This window comes from Microbacterium sp. NPDC090225, assembly GCF_044772365.1.
Lineage (GTDB): Bacteria > Actinomycetota > Actinomycetes > Actinomycetales > Microbacteriaceae > Microbacterium.
The window spans coordinates 311282-330584 of sequence record NZ_JBIVYS010000001.1; the positions used below are offsets into that span (position 1 = coordinate 311282).

At 70.5% G+C, this 19303-nt stretch carries 23 protein-coding genes; all 23 read left to right on the forward strand.

Features of this window, described 5'->3' with window-relative positions:
* The 23 genes from ACIQTT_RS01510 to ACIQTT_RS01620 all read left to right on the forward strand — a co-directional run bounded on the left by ACIQTT_RS01510 (position 1) and on the right by ACIQTT_RS01620 (position 19302).
* Positions 1-1074 (forward strand): flagellar motor switch protein FliG, encoded by a 1074-nt coding sequence (locus tag ACIQTT_RS01510; protein ID WP_402785035.1) that lies wholly within the window; start codon positions 1-3, stop codon positions 1072-1074.
* Positions 1071-1727 carry a FliH/SctL family protein gene (locus ACIQTT_RS01515; protein ID WP_402785037.1) on the forward strand — a complete coding sequence of 219 codons (657 nt, stop codon included), beginning with the start codon at positions 1071-1073 and terminating at the stop codon, positions 1725-1727. The genes ACIQTT_RS01510 and ACIQTT_RS01515 overlap by 4 nt, the downstream gene beginning before the upstream one ends.
* Complete coding sequence (locus ACIQTT_RS01520) at positions 1724-3052, forward strand: FliI/YscN family ATPase (protein WP_402785039.1); 1329 nt, start codon at positions 1724-1726, stop codon at positions 3050-3052. Before ACIQTT_RS01515 ends, ACIQTT_RS01520 begins: the two co-directional genes overlap by 4 nt.
* Positions 3049-3471, forward strand: coding sequence for a hypothetical protein (locus ACIQTT_RS01525; RefSeq protein WP_402785041.1), 423 nt, complete (start codon positions 3049-3051; stop codon positions 3469-3471). Before ACIQTT_RS01520 ends, ACIQTT_RS01525 begins: the two co-directional genes overlap by 4 nt.
* On the forward strand, positions 3468-4850 hold the full coding sequence (locus tag ACIQTT_RS01530; protein WP_402785044.1) for a hypothetical protein: 1383 nt from the start codon (positions 3468-3470) through the stop codon (positions 4848-4850). Before ACIQTT_RS01525 ends, ACIQTT_RS01530 begins: the two co-directional genes overlap by 4 nt.
* Positions 4851-4860: 10 nt before the next feature.
* Entirely contained in the window at positions 4861-5292 is a 432-nt protein-coding gene (locus ACIQTT_RS01535; RefSeq protein ID WP_402785047.1) for a flagellar hook capping FlgD N-terminal domain-containing protein, read from the forward strand.
* A 21-nt stretch (positions 5293-5313) separates the two neighbouring features.
* The gene (locus tag ACIQTT_RS01540; protein ID WP_402785050.1) at positions 5314-6480 is read left to right on the forward strand and encodes a flagellar hook protein FlgE; all 1167 of its coding nucleotides are present in this window, start codon (positions 5314-5316) and stop codon (positions 6478-6480) included.
* 105 nt (positions 6481-6585) lie between these two features.
* Entirely contained in the window at positions 6586-6801 is a 216-nt protein-coding gene (locus ACIQTT_RS01545; protein ID WP_247622311.1) for a flagellar FlbD family protein, read from the forward strand.
* A 2-nt stretch (positions 6802-6803) separates the two neighbouring features.
* Positions 6804-7613, forward strand: a complete 810-nt coding sequence (locus ACIQTT_RS01550; protein WP_402785053.1) for a motility protein A — start codon at positions 6804-6806, stop codon at positions 7611-7613.
* The gene (locus tag ACIQTT_RS01555; RefSeq protein WP_402785056.1) at positions 7610-8425 is read left to right on the forward strand and encodes a flagellar motor protein MotB; all 816 of its coding nucleotides are present in this window, start codon (positions 7610-7612) and stop codon (positions 8423-8425) included. The genes ACIQTT_RS01550 and ACIQTT_RS01555 overlap by 4 nt, the downstream gene beginning before the upstream one ends.
* Before the next feature lie 3 nt (positions 8426-8428).
* Complete coding sequence (locus ACIQTT_RS01560) at positions 8429-9349, forward strand: flagellar motor switch protein FliM (protein WP_402785059.1); 921 nt, start codon at positions 8429-8431, stop codon at positions 9347-9349.
* Complete coding sequence (locus ACIQTT_RS01565; protein WP_402785062.1) at positions 9349-10008, forward strand: FliM/FliN family flagellar motor switch protein; 660 nt, start codon at positions 9349-9351, stop codon at positions 10006-10008. Before ACIQTT_RS01560 ends, ACIQTT_RS01565 begins: the two co-directional genes overlap by 1 nt.
* Before the next feature lie 2 nt (positions 10009-10010).
* Positions 10011-10439 carry a flagellar biosynthetic protein FliO gene (locus tag ACIQTT_RS01570; protein ID WP_402785065.1) on the forward strand — a complete coding sequence of 143 codons (429 nt, stop codon included), beginning with the start codon at positions 10011-10013 and terminating at the stop codon, positions 10437-10439.
* Positions 10440-10556: 117 nt separating this feature from the next.
* Positions 10557-11396: a flagellar type III secretion system pore protein FliP gene (fliP, locus tag ACIQTT_RS01575; RefSeq protein WP_402785068.1), complete on the forward strand. Its 840-nt coding sequence runs from the start codon at positions 10557-10559 to the stop codon at positions 11394-11396.
* Positions 11393-11668 carry a flagellar biosynthesis protein FliQ gene (fliQ, locus tag ACIQTT_RS01580; protein WP_247622317.1) on the forward strand — a complete coding sequence of 92 codons (276 nt, stop codon included), beginning with the start codon at positions 11393-11395 and terminating at the stop codon, positions 11666-11668. Before fliP ends, fliQ begins: the two co-directional genes overlap by 4 nt.
* Complete coding sequence (locus tag ACIQTT_RS01585) at positions 11668-12429, forward strand: flagellar biosynthetic protein FliR (RefSeq protein ID WP_402785071.1); 762 nt, start codon at positions 11668-11670, stop codon at positions 12427-12429. The genes fliQ and ACIQTT_RS01585 overlap by 1 nt, the downstream gene beginning before the upstream one ends.
* Positions 12426-13529 carry a flagellar biosynthesis protein FlhB gene (locus ACIQTT_RS01590; RefSeq protein WP_402785075.1) on the forward strand — a complete coding sequence of 368 codons (1104 nt, stop codon included), beginning with the start codon at positions 12426-12428 and terminating at the stop codon, positions 13527-13529. Before ACIQTT_RS01585 ends, ACIQTT_RS01590 begins: the two co-directional genes overlap by 4 nt.
* Positions 13530-13568: 39 nt before the next feature.
* Complete coding sequence (locus ACIQTT_RS01595; protein ID WP_402785078.1) at positions 13569-15635, forward strand: flagellar biosynthesis protein FlhA; 2067 nt, start codon at positions 13569-13571, stop codon at positions 15633-15635.
* A gap of 89 nt (positions 15636-15724) precedes the next feature.
* A complete protein-coding gene (gene csrA, locus ACIQTT_RS01600) occupies positions 15725-15973 on the forward strand; it encodes a carbon storage regulator CsrA (RefSeq protein ID WP_402785081.1) in 249 nt (82 codons plus the stop codon).
* Positions 15974-16096: 123 nt separating this feature from the next.
* Positions 16097-16579 (forward strand): flagellar export chaperone FlgN, encoded by a 483-nt coding sequence (gene flgN, locus ACIQTT_RS01605; RefSeq protein WP_402785084.1) that lies wholly within the window; start codon positions 16097-16099, stop codon positions 16577-16579.
* Positions 16580-16586: 7 nt separating this feature from the next.
* Entirely contained in the window at positions 16587-17993 is a 1407-nt protein-coding gene (gene flgK / locus ACIQTT_RS01610; RefSeq protein ID WP_402785087.1) for a flagellar hook-associated protein FlgK, read from the forward strand.
* A 14-nt stretch (positions 17994-18007) separates the two neighbouring features.
* Entirely contained in the window at positions 18008-18895 is an 888-nt protein-coding gene (gene flgL / locus ACIQTT_RS01615) for a flagellar hook-associated protein FlgL (RefSeq protein ID WP_402785090.1), read from the forward strand.
* The gene (locus ACIQTT_RS01620; protein WP_402785093.1) at positions 18892-19302 is read left to right on the forward strand and encodes a flagellar assembly protein FliW; all 411 of its coding nucleotides are present in this window, start codon (positions 18892-18894) and stop codon (positions 19300-19302) included. Before flgL ends, ACIQTT_RS01620 begins: the two co-directional genes overlap by 4 nt.
* Position 19303 lies beyond the last annotated feature (1 nt).

Below are 19303 nucleotides of genomic sequence, written 5' to 3' on the forward strand. Positions count from 1 at the left end.
ATGCAGATCGAATCCGCGGATGCCCCGACCGAGCAAATCTCGGAGGCCGTCGCCACGGCGTCCGGACAGGCGATCGCCCCGATGAGCGGTCTGCGCCAGGCAGCGATCGTGCTCCTGAACATGGACCGGGAGGCGAGCGCCGAGGTGCTCCGTCTGCTCGGTGAGGATCGCTCCGAGATGCTCGCGGCCGAGCTCACCCAGCTGGGCGGGGTCGACGTCGCCGCCACTGCCCGTGCTCTCGCCGCGTTCACACGCATCGCGACGGGTGGGTCGGTGCCCTCGCGCGGAGGACAGGAGCTCGCGACCGGGCTGCTGGAGACCGCCTTCGGCCGGGAGAAGGCCGTCGGCATGGTCGGCAGGGTGATGTCGCAGGGCGCGGTGTCGTTCGACTTCCTGAACGCCGCCGATCCCGCGCAACTCGCCACGATCCTCGAGGGCGAGTTGCCGACCACGGTCGCGGTCGTGCTCGCGAACCTGCGGGCGGATCGTGCCGCGGCCGTGCTCGCCGCGCTGCAGGACCCGCTGCGCACCGACGTCGCCCAGGCGATTGCGACGATGGGGACCGCCACGCAGGAGGCCATCTCGATCGTCGCCGACTCCCTGCGCTCGCGCACCGGCGTCTTCGCGATGAGGGACAACCACGAGTCCATCGGCGGCGTGCAGCCCCTCGTCGAGATCATCAGTCGCTCCGACACCGCGCTCGAGAAGTCGCTGCTGGCGAGCCTCGAAGGACGCGACCTCGCCCTGGCGGAGGACATCCGCAGCCGCATGGTGACGTTCGCCGACTTCACGCGTCTCGAGGACCGCGATGCGCAGCGCGTGCTGCGCGGCATCGATCTGCGGGTCCTGGCGCTCGCTCTCAAGGGAGCGGACGAGCAGATCGCTCTCAAGGTCACGAGCAACATGACCGAGCGGAACAAGGAGAACCTCGCGGAGGAGGCGCGGGTCCTCGGATCCGTGCGCGTGCGTCAGGTCGATGAGGCCCGGGCCGAGGTCGTGCGCATCATCCGCGAGCTCGAGGCGGCGGAGGAGATCACGATCTCCCGCGAGGACGAGGACGAGCTGATCGAATGACGCTCTCCGACACCGCTTTCACGCCGCTCGTCGTGCCGCGTGTGGGGGAGACCCCGACCGATGTGCGCGACGAGGCCGCTCGGGCGCGCACGCGCGGCTACGCCGAGGGCTACGCGGAGGGGCGCCGGATCGCGCTCGACGAGGCGCGGTCGCAGCAGTCCGTCGAGGCCGAGCAGTTCCAGCAGGATCGCGATGCGCGGGCGGTGCGGTACGCGAGCGCCCTGGCCGCGCTCGACGACGCCCGATCGGCGTTGGCGGATCGCGTCGGAGCGACGACTAATCTCTCGGCAGACCGCATCGAGGAACTCGCGGTGGAGCTCGCGATCGCGATCCTCGGCACCGAGCTGTCGGACCCCGCCCGCTCGGCGGCGCACGCGCTGCGCCGAGCCCTCGCCGAGATGCCCGTCGACCGGTGGACGCGCGTCGCCGTTCATCCGCGCGACGGCGAGATCCTGCGCGCGGATGCCGACACCGTGGCCGCATTGCACGGCGTCGAGATGGTCGACGACGCCTCCGTCTCGCCCGGCGGCGCGATCGTGCAGATCGCCGACGGGGCCGTCGACGTGCGCGTCGCGGACGCGCTGCGCCGGGCGAGCGCTGCCCTGAGCGGCGGAGACCGCGACGATGACGCCGATGGTGAGGGTCTCGCATGAGCGTCCGCACGGCGTCGTGGGAGCGCGTGCTCCACGCTGCGCGGCCCGAACGGTCCGGCACGGTGAAGTCGGTCCTCGGCCTCGGCGCGGAGGTGGTGGGCATCGATGCCGCGGTCGGCGACCGCGTGCGGATCGACGTGGCGGATGGGCGCCGCGTGGATGCCGAGGTCGTCGCCGTCGATGGTGGGTCGGCGCGATGCATGCCGCTCGGACCGCTGGACGGGATCACCGCACGCGCCCGCGTGCTGCACACCGGCGAACGACTGCGCGTGCCGACCGGGCGCTCCCTGCTCGGGCGCGTGCTCGACGGTCTCGGCCGCCCGATCGACGGGAAGGGGCCGCTCGGCCGAGACACCGCATTCGTCCCGCTCGATCACGAGGCCCCGAGCATCCTGAGCCGTCAGCGGATCGACCGCCAACTCGGACTGGGCGTCCGCGTGCTCGACACGCTGACCCCGGTCGGCACGGGACAGCGCCTCGGTCTGTTCGCCGGTTCGGGCGTGGGCAAGTCGTCGCTGATGTCGATGATCGCCCGCGGCTCGACGGCCGACGTCACCGTCATCGCGCTGGTGGGTGAGCGCGGCCGCGAGGTACGGGAGTTCCTCGAGGACGACCTCGGACCCGAGGGCCTGGCGCGCTCGGTGGTCGTCGTCGCGACCTCCGACCAGCCGGCGATGGTGCGCATGCGTTCGGCGTTCGTCGCCACCCGCATCGCCGAGGGCTTCCGGGCGGAGGGGAGCGACGTCGTGCTCATGATGGACTCCCTCACCCGTGTCGCGATGGCTCAGCGCGAGATCGGGCTGAGCGCGGGCGAGCCGCCGGCGACCCGCGGCTATCCGCCGTCGACCTTCTCCGTTCTCGCCCGACTCCTCGAGCGGGCCGGCACCGGACCGGTCGGATCGGTGACCGGTCTCTACACCGTGCTCGTCGACGGAGACGATCACAACGAACCGATCGCCGACGCCGCCCGCGGCATCCTCGACGGGCACGTCGTGCTCGACCGCGCCCTCGCGGTGCGTGGGCACTTCCCAGCCGTCGATGCGCTCGGATCGATCTCGCGCGTGGTGTCGAAGATCACCACTTCCGAGCAGCGGGCGCACGCGGTGGCGCTGCGCAGCGTGCTCGCCGCCCGTCGCAGTGCGAACGACCTCATCGACATCGGTGCGTACCGGCCGGGTGCGAATCCGCTCGTCGACGCCGCCCTGGCGCACGAGGAGGCGATCGCCGGGTTCCTGACCCAGCGCATGGACGACCTCACCACCGCCGAGGATTCCTGGCGGCGACTCGCCGCCCTCACCACCGAGTTCGGAGGACTGACGCCATGACTTTCCCCCTCGCCGGCCTGCTGCGCGTGCGCGACGCCCAGGAGCGCGTGGCCGCGGAGCAGTTGTCCCGCGCTTCATCCGCCCGACTCCAGGCCGAGACCGCCGAACAGGGAGCGGTCGTGAGCCTCGCCGAGATCAGCGCGCAGGTCGACGACGCGCCGACCCTGCTCGCGATGGCCGCGGCTCGCGCCGCCGGACGCAGCGCCCTGAGCGACGTGCAGGCGCTCACCGAGATGCGCCGCGCCGAGGAGGCGGAGGCGAAGGCCGCCCACGTCGAGGCTCGCCGCGAACTGCGCGGCCTCGAACGCCTCGAGGATGCTCACCGCGTCGAGAGCGCGCGGATCGAGCAGCACACGGAGCAGACCGCTCTCGACGAGATCGCCGTCGTTCGCAGCCTGCGCGAGGAGCGCAGCGCATGAGGGCGGGGATCGCCGCGGGGACGGCGTCATCCGATCCGTTCGCCGCATTCGTCGCCGGTGGTGCAACGACGACCGGACGCGGAACGGCCGCAGAGGTGACGTCGTTCGGAGCCGCGCTGGCACTCGCGGAGCGGATGCTCGACGCCCCGAGCGGCGCGGACGGGTCGGCGCGTCTCGCGCCGGCCGTGACGACGGAAGTCGCGGCCGCTCCGAGCTCCGGAGAGAGCACCACGGATTCGACGGAGCCAGCGCAGGGCGAGACGCCGGCGAGTGCGGTTCCCGCCGACGCCGCCACGATGATCAGTGCGCTGGCCGTCGTGCCCGCTCCCTCTCCGGTGCCGGCACCGACGCCGATTCCCGCCGATGCGTCGATCGTCGCGACATCCGCGGCCGTCGATGAATCGACGCCCGGAGGGACGGAGACCGTTTTAGCGTCCCGCGCCGACGCGACGGCCGATGAGGGGACCGGTGCCGCGCTCGTCGCGCCGCCCTCGTCGGCGACCGGGGGAACGGATGCCGGTGCCCCTCTCGACCGCGCCGCAGCTCCCGCTCTTGGATCCGCAGCCCCTGGCCCCACAGGTTCCGTGTCCACGACCGGGCCGTCGTCGGACGCTGTGCCGGTGAACGGCGCCCCGTCGGCCACGGCGGCACCGACCGGCCCTGCGCCCGCGCCCGCAACGACGCGAGTGGAGGCCTCCGCTCTTCCCGTCGCCGCGCCGGCTGCCCCGTCGTCCGCGGTGCCGTCCACGGCCACCACCCCATCGGTGTCGCCGTCCGGCGCCGTGGCAGACCGACCGGATCAGCCTGCGGGACCCACGGCGGGTGCTCCGTCGACCCCGGTCGTCGCACCCGCGGCGAGCGCACCGACCCCGGGCGCCCCCGTCGTCGCGCAGCCGGAGCCTCCGGCATCCGCTCGATCCGTCGCCACCCAGGTCGCGCCGGTGGTCGTGAGCATCGCGCAGCGCCCGGCCGGCAGCCACCAGGTGACCATGACCGTGAGCCCCGACGCCCTCGGACCCGTGACCGTGCGGGCGCACATCGGTCGGAACGGGGATGTGCGCGTCGAGCTCGTCGGAGCGACCGACGCGGGGCGCGAGGCGCTGCGCGCGATCGTCTCCGACCTGCGTCGCGATCTCGCCGCCGTCATGCCCCACGCGAACCTCTCGCTCACCTCGTCGTCCGCATCGTCGGCGGATGCCGGAGGCTCCGATCGATTCGCACAGCCCGGAGCCGATCCGGGCGCCGGGGGACAGCCGGGCGAGCGGCGCGGCTCCGGCCCCGCGGTCGCCCCCGGTCTCCGCGTCGATGCGTCCGACCGGCGCTCCCTCCCGACTCCCGCCCTCGCCGTCGCCGGCGCGGGTCTCGACACCTTCGCCTGAGAGGACACCCATGACCGTCGACGCCGTGAGCGCACCCACCGCGATCCACACCGGAAGCACTACCGATCCCGCCGCCCGAAAGCAGGTGCTCGACGGCGAGGTCTTCCTCAAACTGCTCGTCACGCAACTCACCCATCAGGACCCCTCGAGCCCGATGGACACCAACGAGATGATCTCGCAGACCACGCAGCTCGCCATGATGGAGCAGCTCACGGCCCTCGCCGACAACGGCGCCGAGGCCTTCGCGCTCGACATGCGCCAGGCCGCCGCCGCCCTCATCGGGCAGGAGGCGAGCTACGAGGACGCCGATGGCAAGGCCGTCACCGGCATCGTCACGAAGGTCTCGTTCGACGGCCCCGTGCCGCAGGTGACCATCGGCGACAAGACCATCGCGCTCGACGCCATCACGGGCGTCGTCACCCCGACCGCACCGACCACCTGACACACAGGAAGAGAGAACACCATGCTCCGCTCGCTCTACTCCGGCATCTCCGGACTCCGCTCGCACCAGACCATGCTCGACGTGACCGGAAACAACATCGCCAACGTCAACACCGCGGGCTTCAAGGGATCGTCCGTGGTCTTCCAGGACTCCCTCTCGCAGCTCATCGGCAACGCCGGCATCCCTGACGACCAGGTCGGCGGACGCAACCCCGCCCAGGTCGGTCTCGGCGTGCAGGTCGCCGGCGTACGCACCAACTTCGCGCAGGGCTCCGCGCAGGCGACCGGACGGGGCGGCGATCTCATGATCTCGGGTGACGGGTTCTTCGCCGTGCGCGCGGGCGGCGAGACGCTCTACACCCGCGCGGGTGGATTCTCGTTCGACCCGACGGGCAAGATGGTCACCGCCGACGGGGCGATCGTGCAGGGCTGGTCGGCGCAGAACGGCGTCGTCAACACCGGTCAGGCCGTCGGCAACATCGTGCTGCCCCTGGATGCGGTCTCGCCCGCGCGGGCGACGACCGGAGCGACGGTCACCGGTAACCTGCCCTCGACCGCCGCTGCCGGTGACGAGGTCGTGCGCGACGTCACGGTGTTCGACGCGCAGGGCACGCCGACCACGCTGAGCCTCACGTTCACGCGCACGGCCACGGGCTGGGACGTCTCCGAGCCCGTGAGCGGCGCGACGGGTGCCCTCGCCTTCACGGACGGCAAGCAGACCGGTACGGGACTCACCCTCACCGCGGGTGCCGTGACCGTCGACCTCACCGCGGTCACCGGATACGCGAGCCTGTCGACCGTCGCCGTCACCGATCAGAACGGCGCCGCAGCCGGCACGCTCAAGTCGTACAGCATCACGGGCGACGGCTCGATCGTCGGCACGTTCAGCAACGGCGCGACCCAGACCCTCGGCAAGATCGCGATGGCGACCTTCGCCAACCCGGAAGGACTCGAGAAAGCCGGCGGTTCGTCGTACCGCCTCTCGGTCAACTCCGGCCCCGCGCAGATCGGCGAGGCGGGCCAGGCCGGCTTCGGCAGCCTCGTCTCGGGTGCGCTCGAGATGAGCAACGTCGACCTGTCGCAGGAGTTCACGAACCTGATCGTCGCGCAGCGCGGCTTCCAGGCGAACGCCCGCATCATCACCACGAGCGACGAGGTGCTGCAGGAGCTCACCCAGCTCAAGCGCTGATCCCGCATCGCACGCGGCCCGCCCTGGTTACCTGGGGCGGGCCGCGTCGCGATAGTCGGGGCTGAACCGCCTCTCGCCCGACGCCCCTCGCCCGGAGACTCCTCGATGATCATCGTCACCCGCCTCGACCGCACACGGTTCGCGGTGAACCCCGATCTCATCGAGCGCGTGTACTCCTCGCCCGACACGACGCTGCACATGATCGACGGCGGGGTCTACGTCGTCGAGGAGAGCCTCGACACCGTCGTCGAGCTGATCGTCGCCTATCGGGCGCGTGTGCTCGACGCCGCCCAGGCGCTCGGCCGGAAGTCGGGGGACTGACGGTGGATCCCGCATTCCTCATCGGCGTCGTCCTCGCGTTCGGCGCTCTCGTCGCCATGATCACGATGGAGGGCGCGAGCTTCGAGGCGTTGCTCATCCCTGCGCCGATGATCCTCGTGCTGGGCTCGACGATCGGCGTCGGCATCGCCAGTCACACGCTGCGCGACACGCGCCTGGCCGTGAAGAGCCTGGGTCGGATGGTGCGCGGACCCCGCTCCACGCCCGAGGCCGTGATCCCGTTCCTCGTCGGCTATGCCGAGACGGCCCGCGGTGACGGACTCCTCGCCCTCGAGCAGGAACTCGACTCGGCACCCGATTCGTTCACGCGGCAGGCGCTCCAGGCCCTCGCCGACGGGACGGATGCCGACGACCTGCGCCTCATGATGGACGACGAGATCACGGCCACCTCGTCGCGGACGCGGATCGCCGCGAAGTTCTTCTCCTCCCTCGGCGGCTACGCACCCACGATCGGTATCGTCGGCACGGTGGTCTCGCTGACCCACGTGCTCGAGAAGCTCGACGAGCCCGATCACCTCGGACCCATGATCGCGGCGGCGTTCGTCGCCACGCTGTGGGGGCTCCTCTCCGCGAACTTCATCTGGAATCCGATCGCCGGCCGCCTGAACCGCATCGGGGCCGTCGAGCTCGAGCGCATGATGATCGTCAGCGAGGGGATGCTCGCCATCCAGGCCGGCAGTGCTCCGCATCTGCTGCAGGAGCGTCTCGAGGCGCTGTCGACCGTCAAGCCGAAGCGCCGGGCACCCAAGGAGACGAAGGGCGCGGAGGCGCAGGGCTCGGAGGAGGTCCTGTGAGCACGGCCCGCCGCGCGGGCGGGCGCGGTCACGAGGACGAGTCGCACGACGAGCCGGACGAGCGCTGGGCGGTGTCGTACGCCGACATGGTCACCGTGCTGATGTGCCTGTTCATCGTGCTGTTCGCCGTCTCGAACGTCGACAAGACCAAGTTCGAGCTACTGGCGAACAGCCTCGCGACCGGCTTCGGGCAGGAGGAGACGACCACCGGCGGCGCCGACATCTCCGAGGGGCTGGTGATCCCGCCGGAGATGCTCGATGAGGAGGGCGAGCCCGACCTCACCCAGCGCGCTGCGGCGGAGTACGAGTCGCTCGAGGAACTGCGGGAGCGCATGCGCACCGCTCTCGCGGCTCAGGGCCTGCAGGACACGGTCGAGTTCGTGATCGACGACCGCGGCCTCAAGGTCGGTCTGGTCGGCGCGGAGACGTTCTTCGGAGACAACAGCACGGATCTCTCGGCCAAGGCCGATGCCGTGCTCGATGCGATCGGTGACGTGCTGACGACGGTCGACAATCAGGTGAGCGTCGAGGGCCATGCCGATCGGCGCCTCTCGGCCGCGCCCTATCCGACGAACTGGGAGCTGTCGGGAGGTCGCGCGACGCAGGTGGCGCGCTTCCTGGTCGAGCACGAACTCGTCGGCGGCGCGCGGGTGAAGGCGACGGCGTTCTCGGATACGCGCCCGCTCGTCGAGGGCGACAGCCCGCAGGCGCTCGCCAGCAACAGGCGGGTCGACATCGTCGTCGAGTCCACCGAGGAAGACCAGGTGCGGGCGCTGCTCCCCGCACTCGCCGACGCGGCCGGGAAGGGCTGACACGTGTCCACCATCTCCGAGGAGACCGCCATGATCCCGCATGCCGTGCCGGACGATCCCGCCGGGCGCTATCCGGCGTACGACTTCGGTCGTCCCGCGCAGCTCGGGCGCGACAGCATCCGCCGGCTGGAAGCGTCGTTCGAGTCCTTCGCGCGCCTGTGGTCGTCGCAGCTGACCGCGAAGATCCGGGTGCGCACGCACCTCACTCTCGACGACGTCGAGCTCGTGTCGTACGAGGAGTACGCGCAGACGCTCCCGAGCACCACGGCGATGGTCGCCGGCTCCTTCGCCGATCGCGACGAACCGTGCGTGGTGCAGTTCGGGCTCGACAGCGCGCTGCTCTGGGTCGTGCAGATGATGGGAGGGCGGAGCACCTCCCTGCCCGACGCCCGCACGTTCACGCCGATCGAACTCGCCCTGGTGCGCAACCTCATGGAGGGTACCTTCGAGCACCTGTCGGCGAGCCTCGGTCCGCTGCTCCCCGGTGAGCCCGTCTTCGGCGGTGTGCACTACAACCCGCAGTACCTGCAGGTCATCTCGGCCTCGGCCGCCGTGATCGTCGCCCGGTACACGATGCGGCTGGGCGACACGCGCACTGTCGCCTCGATCATGCTCCCGGCCTCCGCGGTCGTCGACCACCTCGCCGAGGCGGGGGCGGATGCCGCGGCGACGCGCGGTGCGGGGCACACCCGCGACCAGGTGCACAGCACTCCGTTGGAGATCACCCTGCGTCTCGCGCCGATCACGATCGGTGCGGGAGAGGTGCTCGATCTCGCGCCCGGTGATCTGCTGCGCCTGCCCCACCCCGAGACGATGCCCTACGAACTGATGGCCGGCGACACGACCATCGCGCGCGCGACGCCCGGCAGCCGCGGATCGCGCCTAGCCTGCACGATCACGACCACCCACGAGGAGAACCACTGATGAGCACCTTCCACGAGACCGCCATCGCCGCGGCGATCGCCGGCAAGCTGCCGTTCGGCTTCCCCGTCATCCCGACGCCGTCGACCGATCCCGGAGCGGTGGGCGACGCGATCGCGGTGACCTTCACCGGCACCCCCGGAGCCCGTCTCGCGATCCAGGTGATCGATCCCGCGCAGCTCGAGGACGGATCCAAGAAAGCGGCTCTCGCCGACCGGCTGCACCCGATCTTCGAAGCGGCGGCCATCGTCCTCGGTCCCGGGGCGCTCGGCACCGGCGAGGCCGTCGCCGCGGCCGAGGTCTTCGCGGCTCCCGGCACGCAGGTGTTCGATCTGGTCGATTCCACCGGCGCCATCGCCGCCCGCGCCTCGGTGCGCATCGAGGGCGATCGTGCGAGCTCGGGTTCCACGGGCCCCCAGCGGATCAACCGCATCGCCGGCGTCGAGATGGAGCTCGTCGTCGAGATCGGGCGCACGCGGATGCCGGTGCGCGACGTGCTCGCGCTCGAGCCGGGGAACGTGGTCGAACTCGACCGCGCGGCGGGGTCTCCCGCCGATATCAAACTCAACGGGCGTCTGATCGGGCACGGCACCGTGGTCGTCGCCGACGGGGACTTCGCGATCCGCGTCGAGCGCATCCTCGACGGCGCCGAGAGCGTCTGATCGTGGACGACATCCTCGTCGCGCTGCGGATGATCGTGGCCCTTGCCGCGGTGCTGGGATTGCTGCTGTTCCTCAGCCGCCGTCTGCAGAAGGCCGGGGCGAAGGGCGGGAGCCCGCTGGACGCGCTCCTGCCGAAGAAACTCGGGCGGCTGTCCGTCCTCCGTCCGCCGCGCTCTTCGGCGACGAGGTCCGCTCGTCAGCGCCCCGAGAAGATCACGGTCGTCGCCCGCACCGGGATCGGCGCCAAGGCGCAACTCGTGGTGGCGGAGTTCGGTGGCATCCGCTACGTGCTCGGCGTCACCGAGGGCGGCGTCAGCGTCGTCGACACGCAGGAGGCTCCGGCCGAGATCGACGACGCAACCGTCGACGAGACGATCGACGACGAGGCGATCGACGACGCGGAGCGCCCGCCGCTCACCTCCGTCGCCTGATCGGCCCCGCGCCGCGGTTACGCGCGAGAGCCGCTGTCGCGATAGTCACCGGTGAGCACGGATCGCTCGCCCCCTCGGCTACGGATCGGCCACGACACCCATCTTCGGAGTGCCGCCGTGCCCGCATCAGTCCTCGCCGCTACGCCGACGGCGCGCGCGTGGCGGGGCCGCGGTCGGATCGGGGTCCTCTCCGCCGCCGTGCTCGTGCTCGTGGCGGTGTGCGTACTGTGGGGAGCCGGGGGTGCTCACGCCGCGGCATCCGTCGTGCCCGCCCAGTCGGGTGACGGCGAGGGCGTGACGATCAACGGCATCAACGGCACGCCGTCCGACAGCATCGTGACGCTGCTCGGCATCACGGTGCTCAGTGTGGCCCCGGCTCTGCTGCTCATGATGTCGAGCTTCACGAAGATCTTCGTGGTGCTCGCCCTCACCCGCAACGCCCTGTCGCTGCCGTCGATTCCGCCGAACCAGGTGCTCGCCGGTCTCAGCCTGTTCCTGACCCTGTTCATCATGTGGCCCGTGCTCACCGACATCAACACGGTCGCGGTCGCCCCGTTCACCGACGGTCAGATCGACTTCGGTCGGGCGTTCGAGCTCGCCCAGGAGCCGCTGCGGCAGTGGATGCTCGCCTACACGCGTGAAGAGGACATCGCGCTGATGCACCGCGCCGCGCAGATGGACAACCCCACCGATCCCTCCAGCATCCCGCTGCAGACGCTCGTGCCCGCGTTCATGCTCAGCGAGCTGCGCGCCGCGTTCCTCATCGGCTTCATCATCTTCGTGCCGTTCCTCGTCATCGACCTCGTCGTCGCGAGCGCCCTGATGTCGATGGGCATGATGATGCTCCCGCCCGTCATGATCTCGCTGCCGTTCAAGATCCTGCTGTTCCTGCTCATCGACGGGTGGGGGATGGTCATCACCGCCCTCGTGCAGTCCTACGCGGGAGGCGGCGGATGAACCCCGAAGCGGTCATCGACATCGGCCAGGCGGCGCTCATCCTCGCGGCGAAGCTGTGCGCCCCGCTCCTGATCACGGCGCTCGTGGTCGGCTTCGCGATCTCGCTGCTGCAGTCCATCACCCAGGTGCAGGAGATGACGATCTCGTTCGTGCCCAAGCTCGTCGCGGTCGGCATCGCGCTGCTGGTGAGCGGGCACTGGATGATCTCCGAGATGATCGCGTTCTCGAACGAGCTCTTCGCACGCATACCGTCGCTGTTGAACGGCGGCTGATGCACATCCCGATCGACTTCACCTGGCTCGAGGCGACGGCTCTGGCCTGCGTGCGGATCACGGCGTTCCTCGTGATCGCGCCGCCCTTCAGCCACGGCACGGTGCCGATGCGGATCCGCGCGATGCTCGGCGTCGGGCTCGCCCTGGCGGTGTCGCCGGTCGTGACCGCGGGCTACGAGCGCCTCGACACAGGGGGATTCCTGCTCGCCCTGGTCGGGCAGGCCCTCACCGGCGCCCTGCTGGGGTTCCTCGTGATGGTGCTCTTCAGCGCGATCCAGAGCTCGGGGTATCTCGTCGACACCTTCGGAGGATTTCAGCTCGCGCAGGCCTTCGACCCGGGCATGGCGGTGAACGGCGCCCAGTTCACCCGCCTGTTCCAGATGACCGCGATCGTGCTGCTGTTCGCCTCCGACGGCTACCAGCTCGTGCTCGGCGGTCTCTTCCGCTCCTTCGACGCGGTGCCGATCACGGGGATGATCGATCTCGCCCGTCCGGCCGAAGCGCTCGTGGGTGCGGCGGGGCAGATGATGCTCAGCGCGGTGCAGATCGCCGGCCCCCTCCTCATCGTGCTCTTCCTCGCCGACGTCGGACTCGGCCTCGTGACCCGCGTCGCCCCGGCCCTCAACGCCTTCGCGATGGGCTTCCCGATCAAGATCGGGCTCACCCTCCTGCTCGTGGGCTTCGTGTACGCGGCGCTCCCCGGCGTGGTCGCGGCGATCGCCGACAACGCCGCGCGCCTGCTCATGGAGGTGACGCGTTGAGCGAGACCGACACCGGAGAACGGACCGAGAAAGCGACCGATCGCCGCCTGAAGGAAGCCCGCAAGAAGGGGCAGATCGGCCGCAGCCAGGACTTCACGGCCTGGGTGTGCATCGCCGCCGCGGCGATCATGTCGCTGCCGGCGATCGCCTCGGCGACCCAGGTGCTCACCGAGCTCTTCCTGAGGGTCGCTCCGGTGGCGGCGCATCCGACCGCCGACACAGCGGTCGAGGTGCTGGGCGCGGCTTTCACCTCGATGGGCGGCATCCTGCTGCCGATGCTGTTCGTCGTGCTGCTGGCGACCACCGCCACGGCCGTGGCCCAGGGCGGCATCCATCTGCGCGGCGTGACGATGCGCACCGAGCAGTTCAACCTGGTGACGGGACTCAAGCGCGTCGTCGGGCGGCAGGCGCTCTGGGAGGGCGCCAAGGCTTTGCTGAAGACGACGGCGATCGGCGTCGCGCTCTGGATCGTCATCTCGGGTCTCGTGCCGGTGCTCATGGCCAGCGGCAGCCACAACATCACCTGGCTCCTCGAACAGGCGGCCGGGGGAGTGATGGCCCTCCTGCAGGTCGCCGTCGTCGTCGGCATCCTGCTCGCCGCCATCGACGTCGCCGTGGTGCTGCGCCGCAACCGCAAGCACACGCACATGACGAAGAAAGAGGCGAAGGACGAGCACAAGAAGAGCGAGGGCGACCCGCTCGTGCGTTCGCAGCGGCGCTCCCGCCAGATCGCCCTCAGCCGCAACCGAATGATCGCGGCGGTCGCCGACAGCGACGTCGTGCTCGTCAATCCCACCCACGTCGCCGTCGCGCTGCGATACGAACCCGGGAAGTCCGCCCCGCGCGTCGTCGCGAAGGGGGCCGGCATCGTCGCACAGAAGATCCGTGAGCGCGCCGAGGAGTCGGGCGTTCCACTGGTGCGCGACATCCCGCTCGCCCGCGCCCTGCATGCGGCCTGCGAGATCGGCCGGGAGATCCCCGAGGAGCTCTACACCGCGGTGGCCCAGGTGCTGGCGTTCATCGAGCACCTCAAGCGGCGCGGCTCGGCGCGCGGTACCCACACGATGCCGTTCGCGAGCACCCGCGACCGCGGGCTCTGACCCGCACTCCCGGACACGGAAAACGAGAAGGTAGGACGCATGATCGGTCAGCTGCTGTCGAAGGGAGCCGTCCCCGTCGGGGTGGTCGGGATCATCCTCCTGCTCATCGTGCCGATCCCGACGCCGCTGCTCGACGTGCTCATCGTCGTGAACATCTCGTTCGCGTTGCTGATCCTGCTCACGGCCATGTTCGTGAAGAAGCCGCTGGACTTCTCGGTGTTCCCGAGCCTGCTGCTCGTCGCGACGCTGTTCCGTCTCGGTCTCAACGTCGCCTCCACGCGGCTGGTGCTCAGCGAGGCGCACGCGGGCCAGGTGATCCAGGCGTTCGGGCAGATCACGATCAGCGGGTCGCTCGTGATCGGTGCCGTGATCTTCCTGATCCTCACCGTCATCCAGTTCGTGGTGGTCACCAAGGGCGCGGAGCGCGTCGCGGAGGTCGGCGCGCGCTTCACCCTCGATGCGATGCCCGGCAAGCAGATGGCGATCGACGCCGACCTCAACGCGGGCCTCATCACCGATGACGAGGCGCGCCGGCGTCGCGCCGAGGTCGCCGCGGAAGCCGACTTCTACGGGGCCATGGACGGCGCGTCGAAGTTCGTCAAGGGCGATGCGATCGCGGGCATCGTGATCGTCGTCATCAACTTCGTCGGCGGCATCATCATCGGCATGGCGCAGCACGGCATGGAGATGGGGGAGGCGCTCGAGACCTACAGCATCCTGACCATCGGTGACGGGCTCGTGACGCAGATCCCCGCGCTGCTGATGGCGGTGTCGACAGGCATGATCGTGACGCGCGAGAACGTCGAGGCCGAGATGGGGCAGGCTGCGGCGCGACAGCTGCTGCAGTCGCGCAACGCCCTCGTCATCACCGGGCTGGCGGCGGTCGCGATGGGATTCATCCCCGGGATGCCGCTGCTCGTGTTCGCGAGCATCGGTGCCGTGCTGCTGTTCGCCGCGTCGCGGGTGAAGGCGAGCGAGGATCGGGATGCCGCGCGCGAGGCCGATGCCCTGCAGCAGGAGGCGGTCGAGGCGGGCGCCGAGGGGCCGGAGGATCTCATGGATCGCATGAGGGTGCACGCGCTCGAGATCTCGCTCTCGACCGACATCGTCGACCTCGCAGCCGGGGGGTCGGGGGATCTGCTCACCCGCGTCAAGTCGCTCCGTCGCAAGCTCGCGCTCGACATCGGCATCCTCATGCCGCCCGTGCGCACCCGCGACAACATCGACCTGCCGGCGCAGACCTACGCGATCCTCATCGCCGGTGTGGAGGTCGGTCGTGGCGTCGTGCCGCGCGGTCATGTGCTGGCGATCGGCACCGGTCTCGAGCAGCTTCCCGGCGAAGCCGTCGTCGACCCGGTCTTCGGGCTCGAGGGCAAGTGGGTGCCGGCCGAGATGTCGCACGCGGCCGACATGGCGGGCGCGACGGTGATCGATCGTGCGAGCGTCATCATCACCCACCTGTCCGACATCGTGCAGAGTCAGGCGCACCGCCTCCTCTCGCTCGAGGACGTGCGCCAGCTGACCGAGCATCTGAAGCAGTCGAGCCCCACGACGGTCGAGGAGCTGACTCCCGCCGTGCTCTCGCTGGCGGCGATCCAGCGGGTGCTCGCCGGACTGCTGGCGGAGCGCGTGCCGATCAACGACCTCGCGCGCATCTACGAGGCGCTCGTGCTGCGCGGCAAGACCTCGACCGAGATCCCCGCACTCATCGATGCCGCACGCGCGGCGCTCGGACCCGCGATCGCGGCACGCTTCGCCGAGGACGGGCGCATCCGGGTCATCATGTTCGATCCGATGCTGGAGCAGCAGATGCTCGAGGGCATGCGCATCGTCGACGGCAATCCCCAGATCGTGCTCACGCCCGAGGCGACCCTGCAGGTGCTCGAGAGCGTGCGTCGCACCGTGGCGGACCTGACGCAGGCGGGTCCCGAACCGGTGCTCGTCTGCGCGCCGTCGCTGCGCCAGGCGGTCCGGCGGATGCTCGCGCCGCAGGTCGAGTCGCTCCCCGTGCTGTCGTACGACGAAGCCGGGGCGGCGGGCCATGCGACCGACGTCGTCGGGGTCGTGCGCATCGCCCCGTCCGCCCTCCCCAGCGCGGCGGGTTGACCCGCAGATTCCGCTCGTTTACGAGGGCATGCACTACCTTGGTGAACAGGATGGCGCGAGTGCGCCGCAGCCAGGGAAGGCGGACGGACATGCTGGTTCTGACGAGGCGCGCGAACGAGAGCATCGTGATCGGCGATGACATCACGGTGACGATCCTGGCGGTCACCCCGAGCGGTGTGCGAGTCGGGATCGACGCCCCTCGCGACACCCGCATCAACCGTGCGGAGATCGTCCTCGCGGTCGGCGATGCCAACAAGGAAGCGGTGCAGACCGCGGGGGACGAGTCGGCGGAGAGCGCACTCCTCGGTGCCCTGCGACGTCTGAGCGGAGCCTCCTGACCGATGTCAATGGGGAGTTCTCCCCATCCGTGTCGAGTTACTCGCCTCCCCGTTGTCGCGATAGTCGTAGGTGTGACGGAAGTTTCCGTCTCCGACGACCCCGACCCGACGAGGTGACGCCCTGTGGCCGCTCACGACCTGAGCATGCACCTGCTGCGCGAGCGCGAGCTGCTCGAGACGCTGCTGTTCAAGCTGGATGAGCAGCAGATGCTGCTCGCGACCGGCCGCAACCGGTGGATCCGGCATGCGTCGACCGAGATCGAGCGAGTGCTCGCCGCCATGCCGACCGTCGCCCTCTCCCGCGATGCGCTCGTCGTGGCCGTGGCCGACGAGTGGAGCGCGCCCGAGGCGACGACCCTGCGTCAGCTGATCGCCGCGGCGCCCTCCGACGGATGGCGTGAGGTGCTCGAGGGGCACCTCGCCGCGATGACGGCGCTGGCCGACGAGATCGAGCAGATGAAGCAGGTCAACGAGCAGCGTCTGCGCACCGCGATCCGCGTGACCCAGGAGACCATCGCCGGCCTCGGCGAGCCGACCGGCGAGTACACGCCCAGCGGCGACGTCGTCCGCGGCGGCGACGCCCGACTTCTCGACACCCGGATGTGAGGTGACCATGTCTTCGTTCGCAGGTCTTCGTCTGGCGGAATCCGCCCTCTCCGCCGCCCGCGCGGGGATGACCGTGACGGGTCAGAACATCGCCAACCAGACCACCACCGGGTACACCCGGCAGCGGGTCGAACAGGCTCCGCTCTCCGGCGTCGGTCAGACCGGGCTGTGGAAGAGCGGACTCGGCATCGGCGGGGGCGTCTCCGTCACGGGCGTCGCGCGCCTCGGCGATGCCGTCCTCGACGCCCGCGTGCGTGACGCTCTCTCGACCTCCGGTTTCTGGAGTGCGCGGGCGACCGCGGCGGCCCGGGTCGAGAGCACGATGGCTGAGCCGACCGCCGACGGACTCGCCGCGAACCTCGACCGCTTCTGGGCCGGATGGTCGGACCTCGCGAACACCCCTGAGCCGGCTGCGGCGCAGGTCGTGCTCACCAACGCACAAGTTCTCGTCGGTCAGATCGCCGCGGGCTACCAGGCCGTCGCCGGCCAGTGGAGCGACCTGCGCGGACAGGTCGATCGCGATATCGCCGACGTCAACGCGGTGGCGGGTCAGGTCGCGACGCTGAACGGTCAGATCCGCGACGCGCTGCATGCCGGACGCAATGCCAACGAACTGATCGATCAGCGGAACGTGCTCGCCCAGCAGTTGTCCTCGGCGATCGGGGCGACGGGCGTCGTCGAGTCGGACGGCACTCTCACCCTCCGCGTCGACGGTAACGCGCTCGTCTCAGGTGACAGTAGCCGGTCGCTCCAGGTGAGCGGTCCGCGCGAGATCTCGGATGCCGGTCGCACCACCGTGACGTGGGCCGATCGGCCGGACGTTCCGGTCGCCGTCGGCGGTGGCGTGATCGGCGGCACCATCAGCGCACTCGCGCCGGCATCCGACGGTGGCACGCTCGCCGGCGTCGCGGCCGCCTACAACGAGACCGCCTCTGCCCTCGCCGCAGCGGTCAACGACGTGCATCGCACCGGGGTGACCGCCGGCGGCGCGGCCGGTGGCGACTTCTTCGCCCTCGACACCACGGCGCCGGCGGCGCTCGGACTGAGCGTCGTGCCCACCGGGCTCGATCAGCTCGCGCTGGCGGCGCCGGGAGCGGGCGCGAAGGACACCACGATCGCCGACCGCATCAGTGCGCTCGGTGCCTCGGCCACTGGGCCCAGCAAGACCTGGGCGACGTTCGTCACCGGGTTCGCGGTCGCGGTCGCCGGTGATCTGCAGCGGGCCGACATCGCCGACATGGGCGCCGTGGCCGCCGTCACCGCGCAACAGTCGAACGCCTCGGTCGACGGCGACGAAGAGACCATCAACCTGCTGACCTACCAGACCGCGTACCAGGCCGCCGCCCGTGTGCTGACGGCGATGGACGAGGCGCTCGACCTGCTCATCAACCGCACCGGCCTGGTCGGCCGCTGACCCGGGAGTCGACCATGATCGGACGCATCACGAGCAGCACCATGACGCAGCAGTCGCTGCGTACGCTGCAGACCAACCTCGCCGACCGCGAGCGCCTGCAGAACCAGGCCGCCTCGCAGCGCGCATTCCGCTCGCCGAGCGAAGACCCCGCCGCCGCGGCGACGACCCTCGGCGTGCACGGCGAGCAGGCGCGGGTCGCGCAGTTCGCACGGAACCTGAGCGACGGCATGGCCTGGGTCACCACGGTCGACACCGCGCTCGGTGCGAGCACCGACCTGCTCAATCGCGCTCGCGATCTGACGGCGCAGGGAGCGAACTCCGGGGCGCTCAGCCCGACCGCGAGGGAATCCATCGCACAGGAGCTCGAGACGATCAGCGCCGAGCTGCTCGCTCAGGCGAACACGAGCGTGCTGGGGCGCAGCGTCTTCGCCGGGACCGGCGATACCGGTGCCGCGTTCGACCCCGACACCTTCGCGTTCCACGGCAGCCCGGGAGACGGCGTGCAACGACGCATCAGCGACAACGAGACGGTCCGCGTCGACTTCGACGGCTCGCAGGCCTTCGGGCAGGGGGCGAACAGCGCTTTCGCCCTCCTCAACGACATCGCGGCCGAGCTGCGCACCGGCGCGAACATCGGCCCGCGCCTCGACGACATCGACGCGCGCCTGAAGGACGTCGTCGCCGCGCGCGGCACGACGGGTGCCCGGCAGGTGCAGATCGAGCGTGCGGCGTCGCAGAACCTCGCCACCTCCACCGACCTCGAGGCGCGTCGTGCCGAGGTCGAGAACGTCGACAGCCTCGAGGTCCTCGTGCGGTTGCAGTCCGCCGAGCTCGTCTTCCAATCCGCCCTGCAGGTGACGGCCAAGTCGCTGCAGACCAACCTCCTGGAGTTCCTGCGATGACCGCGACGACCGCCCGAGCGAATATCGAGTCGGCAGACCGCGTGATCGAGTTCACCTCGCCGATGCACGGCCTGGCCCCGTACACGACGTTCACCCTCGAGAGCATCGAGGGTGCCGACGGCCTGTACGCGCTCCGGGCGACGGATGCCGAGGTGCGTCTGTTCGTGGTGGAGGCTCCGTTCGTCGATCGTGCCTACGCTCCGAAGGTCCCGGCATCCGTCCGCGCCGAGATCGGGGCATCCGCGGGCGATGCGCTCCAGGTGCTGGTCGTGGCGAACCCCGGGGATGAGGGGGTGCACGTGAATCTGCGCGCGCCGATCGTCGTCCACCCCGCGAGCGGACGCGCGGTGCAGGTGATCCTCGAGGATCAGACCCACCCGATCCGTTCGCTCCTCGGCGGACGGTGAC

Coding starts and splice junctions, on each gene's coding strand:
- ACIQTT_RS01510 (WP_402785035.1), top strand. CDS start 1: ATGCAGATCGAATCCGCGGATGCCCCGACCGAGCAAATCTCGGAGGCC.
- ACIQTT_RS01515 (WP_402785037.1), top strand. CDS start 1,071: ATGACGCTCTCCGACACCGCTTTCACGCCGCTCGTCGTGCCGCGTGTG.
- ACIQTT_RS01520 (WP_402785039.1), top strand. CDS start 1,724: ATGAGCGTCCGCACGGCGTCGTGGGAGCGCGTGCTCCACGCTGCGCGG.
- ACIQTT_RS01525 (WP_402785041.1), top strand. CDS start 3,049: ATGACTTTCCCCCTCGCCGGCCTGCTGCGCGTGCGCGACGCCCAGGAG.
- ACIQTT_RS01530 (WP_402785044.1), top strand. CDS start 3,468: ATGAGGGCGGGGATCGCCGCGGGGACGGCGTCATCCGATCCGTTCGCC.
- ACIQTT_RS01535 (WP_402785047.1), top strand. CDS start 4,861: ATGACCGTCGACGCCGTGAGCGCACCCACCGCGATCCACACCGGAAGC.
- ACIQTT_RS01540 (WP_402785050.1), top strand. CDS start 5,314: ATGCTCCGCTCGCTCTACTCCGGCATCTCCGGACTCCGCTCGCACCAG.
- ACIQTT_RS01545 (WP_247622311.1), top strand. CDS start 6,586: ATGATCATCGTCACCCGCCTCGACCGCACACGGTTCGCGGTGAACCCC.
- ACIQTT_RS01565 (WP_402785062.1), top strand. CDS start 9,349: ATGAGCACCTTCCACGAGACCGCCATCGCCGCGGCGATCGCCGGCAAG.
- fliQ (WP_247622317.1), top strand. CDS start 11,393: ATGAACCCCGAAGCGGTCATCGACATCGGCCAGGCGGCGCTCATCCTC.
- ACIQTT_RS01585 (WP_402785071.1), top strand. CDS start 11,668: ATGCACATCCCGATCGACTTCACCTGGCTCGAGGCGACGGCTCTGGCC.
- ACIQTT_RS01595 (WP_402785078.1), top strand. CDS start 13,569: ATGATCGGTCAGCTGCTGTCGAAGGGAGCCGTCCCCGTCGGGGTGGTC.
- csrA (WP_402785081.1), top strand. CDS start 15,725: ATGCTGGTTCTGACGAGGCGCGCGAACGAGAGCATCGTGATCGGCGAT.
- flgK (WP_402785087.1), top strand. CDS start 16,587: ATGTCTTCGTTCGCAGGTCTTCGTCTGGCGGAATCCGCCCTCTCCGCC.
- flgL (WP_402785090.1), top strand. CDS start 18,008: ATGATCGGACGCATCACGAGCAGCACCATGACGCAGCAGTCGCTGCGT.
- ACIQTT_RS01620 (WP_402785093.1), top strand. CDS start 18,892: ATGACCGCGACGACCGCCCGAGCGAATATCGAGTCGGCAGACCGCGTG.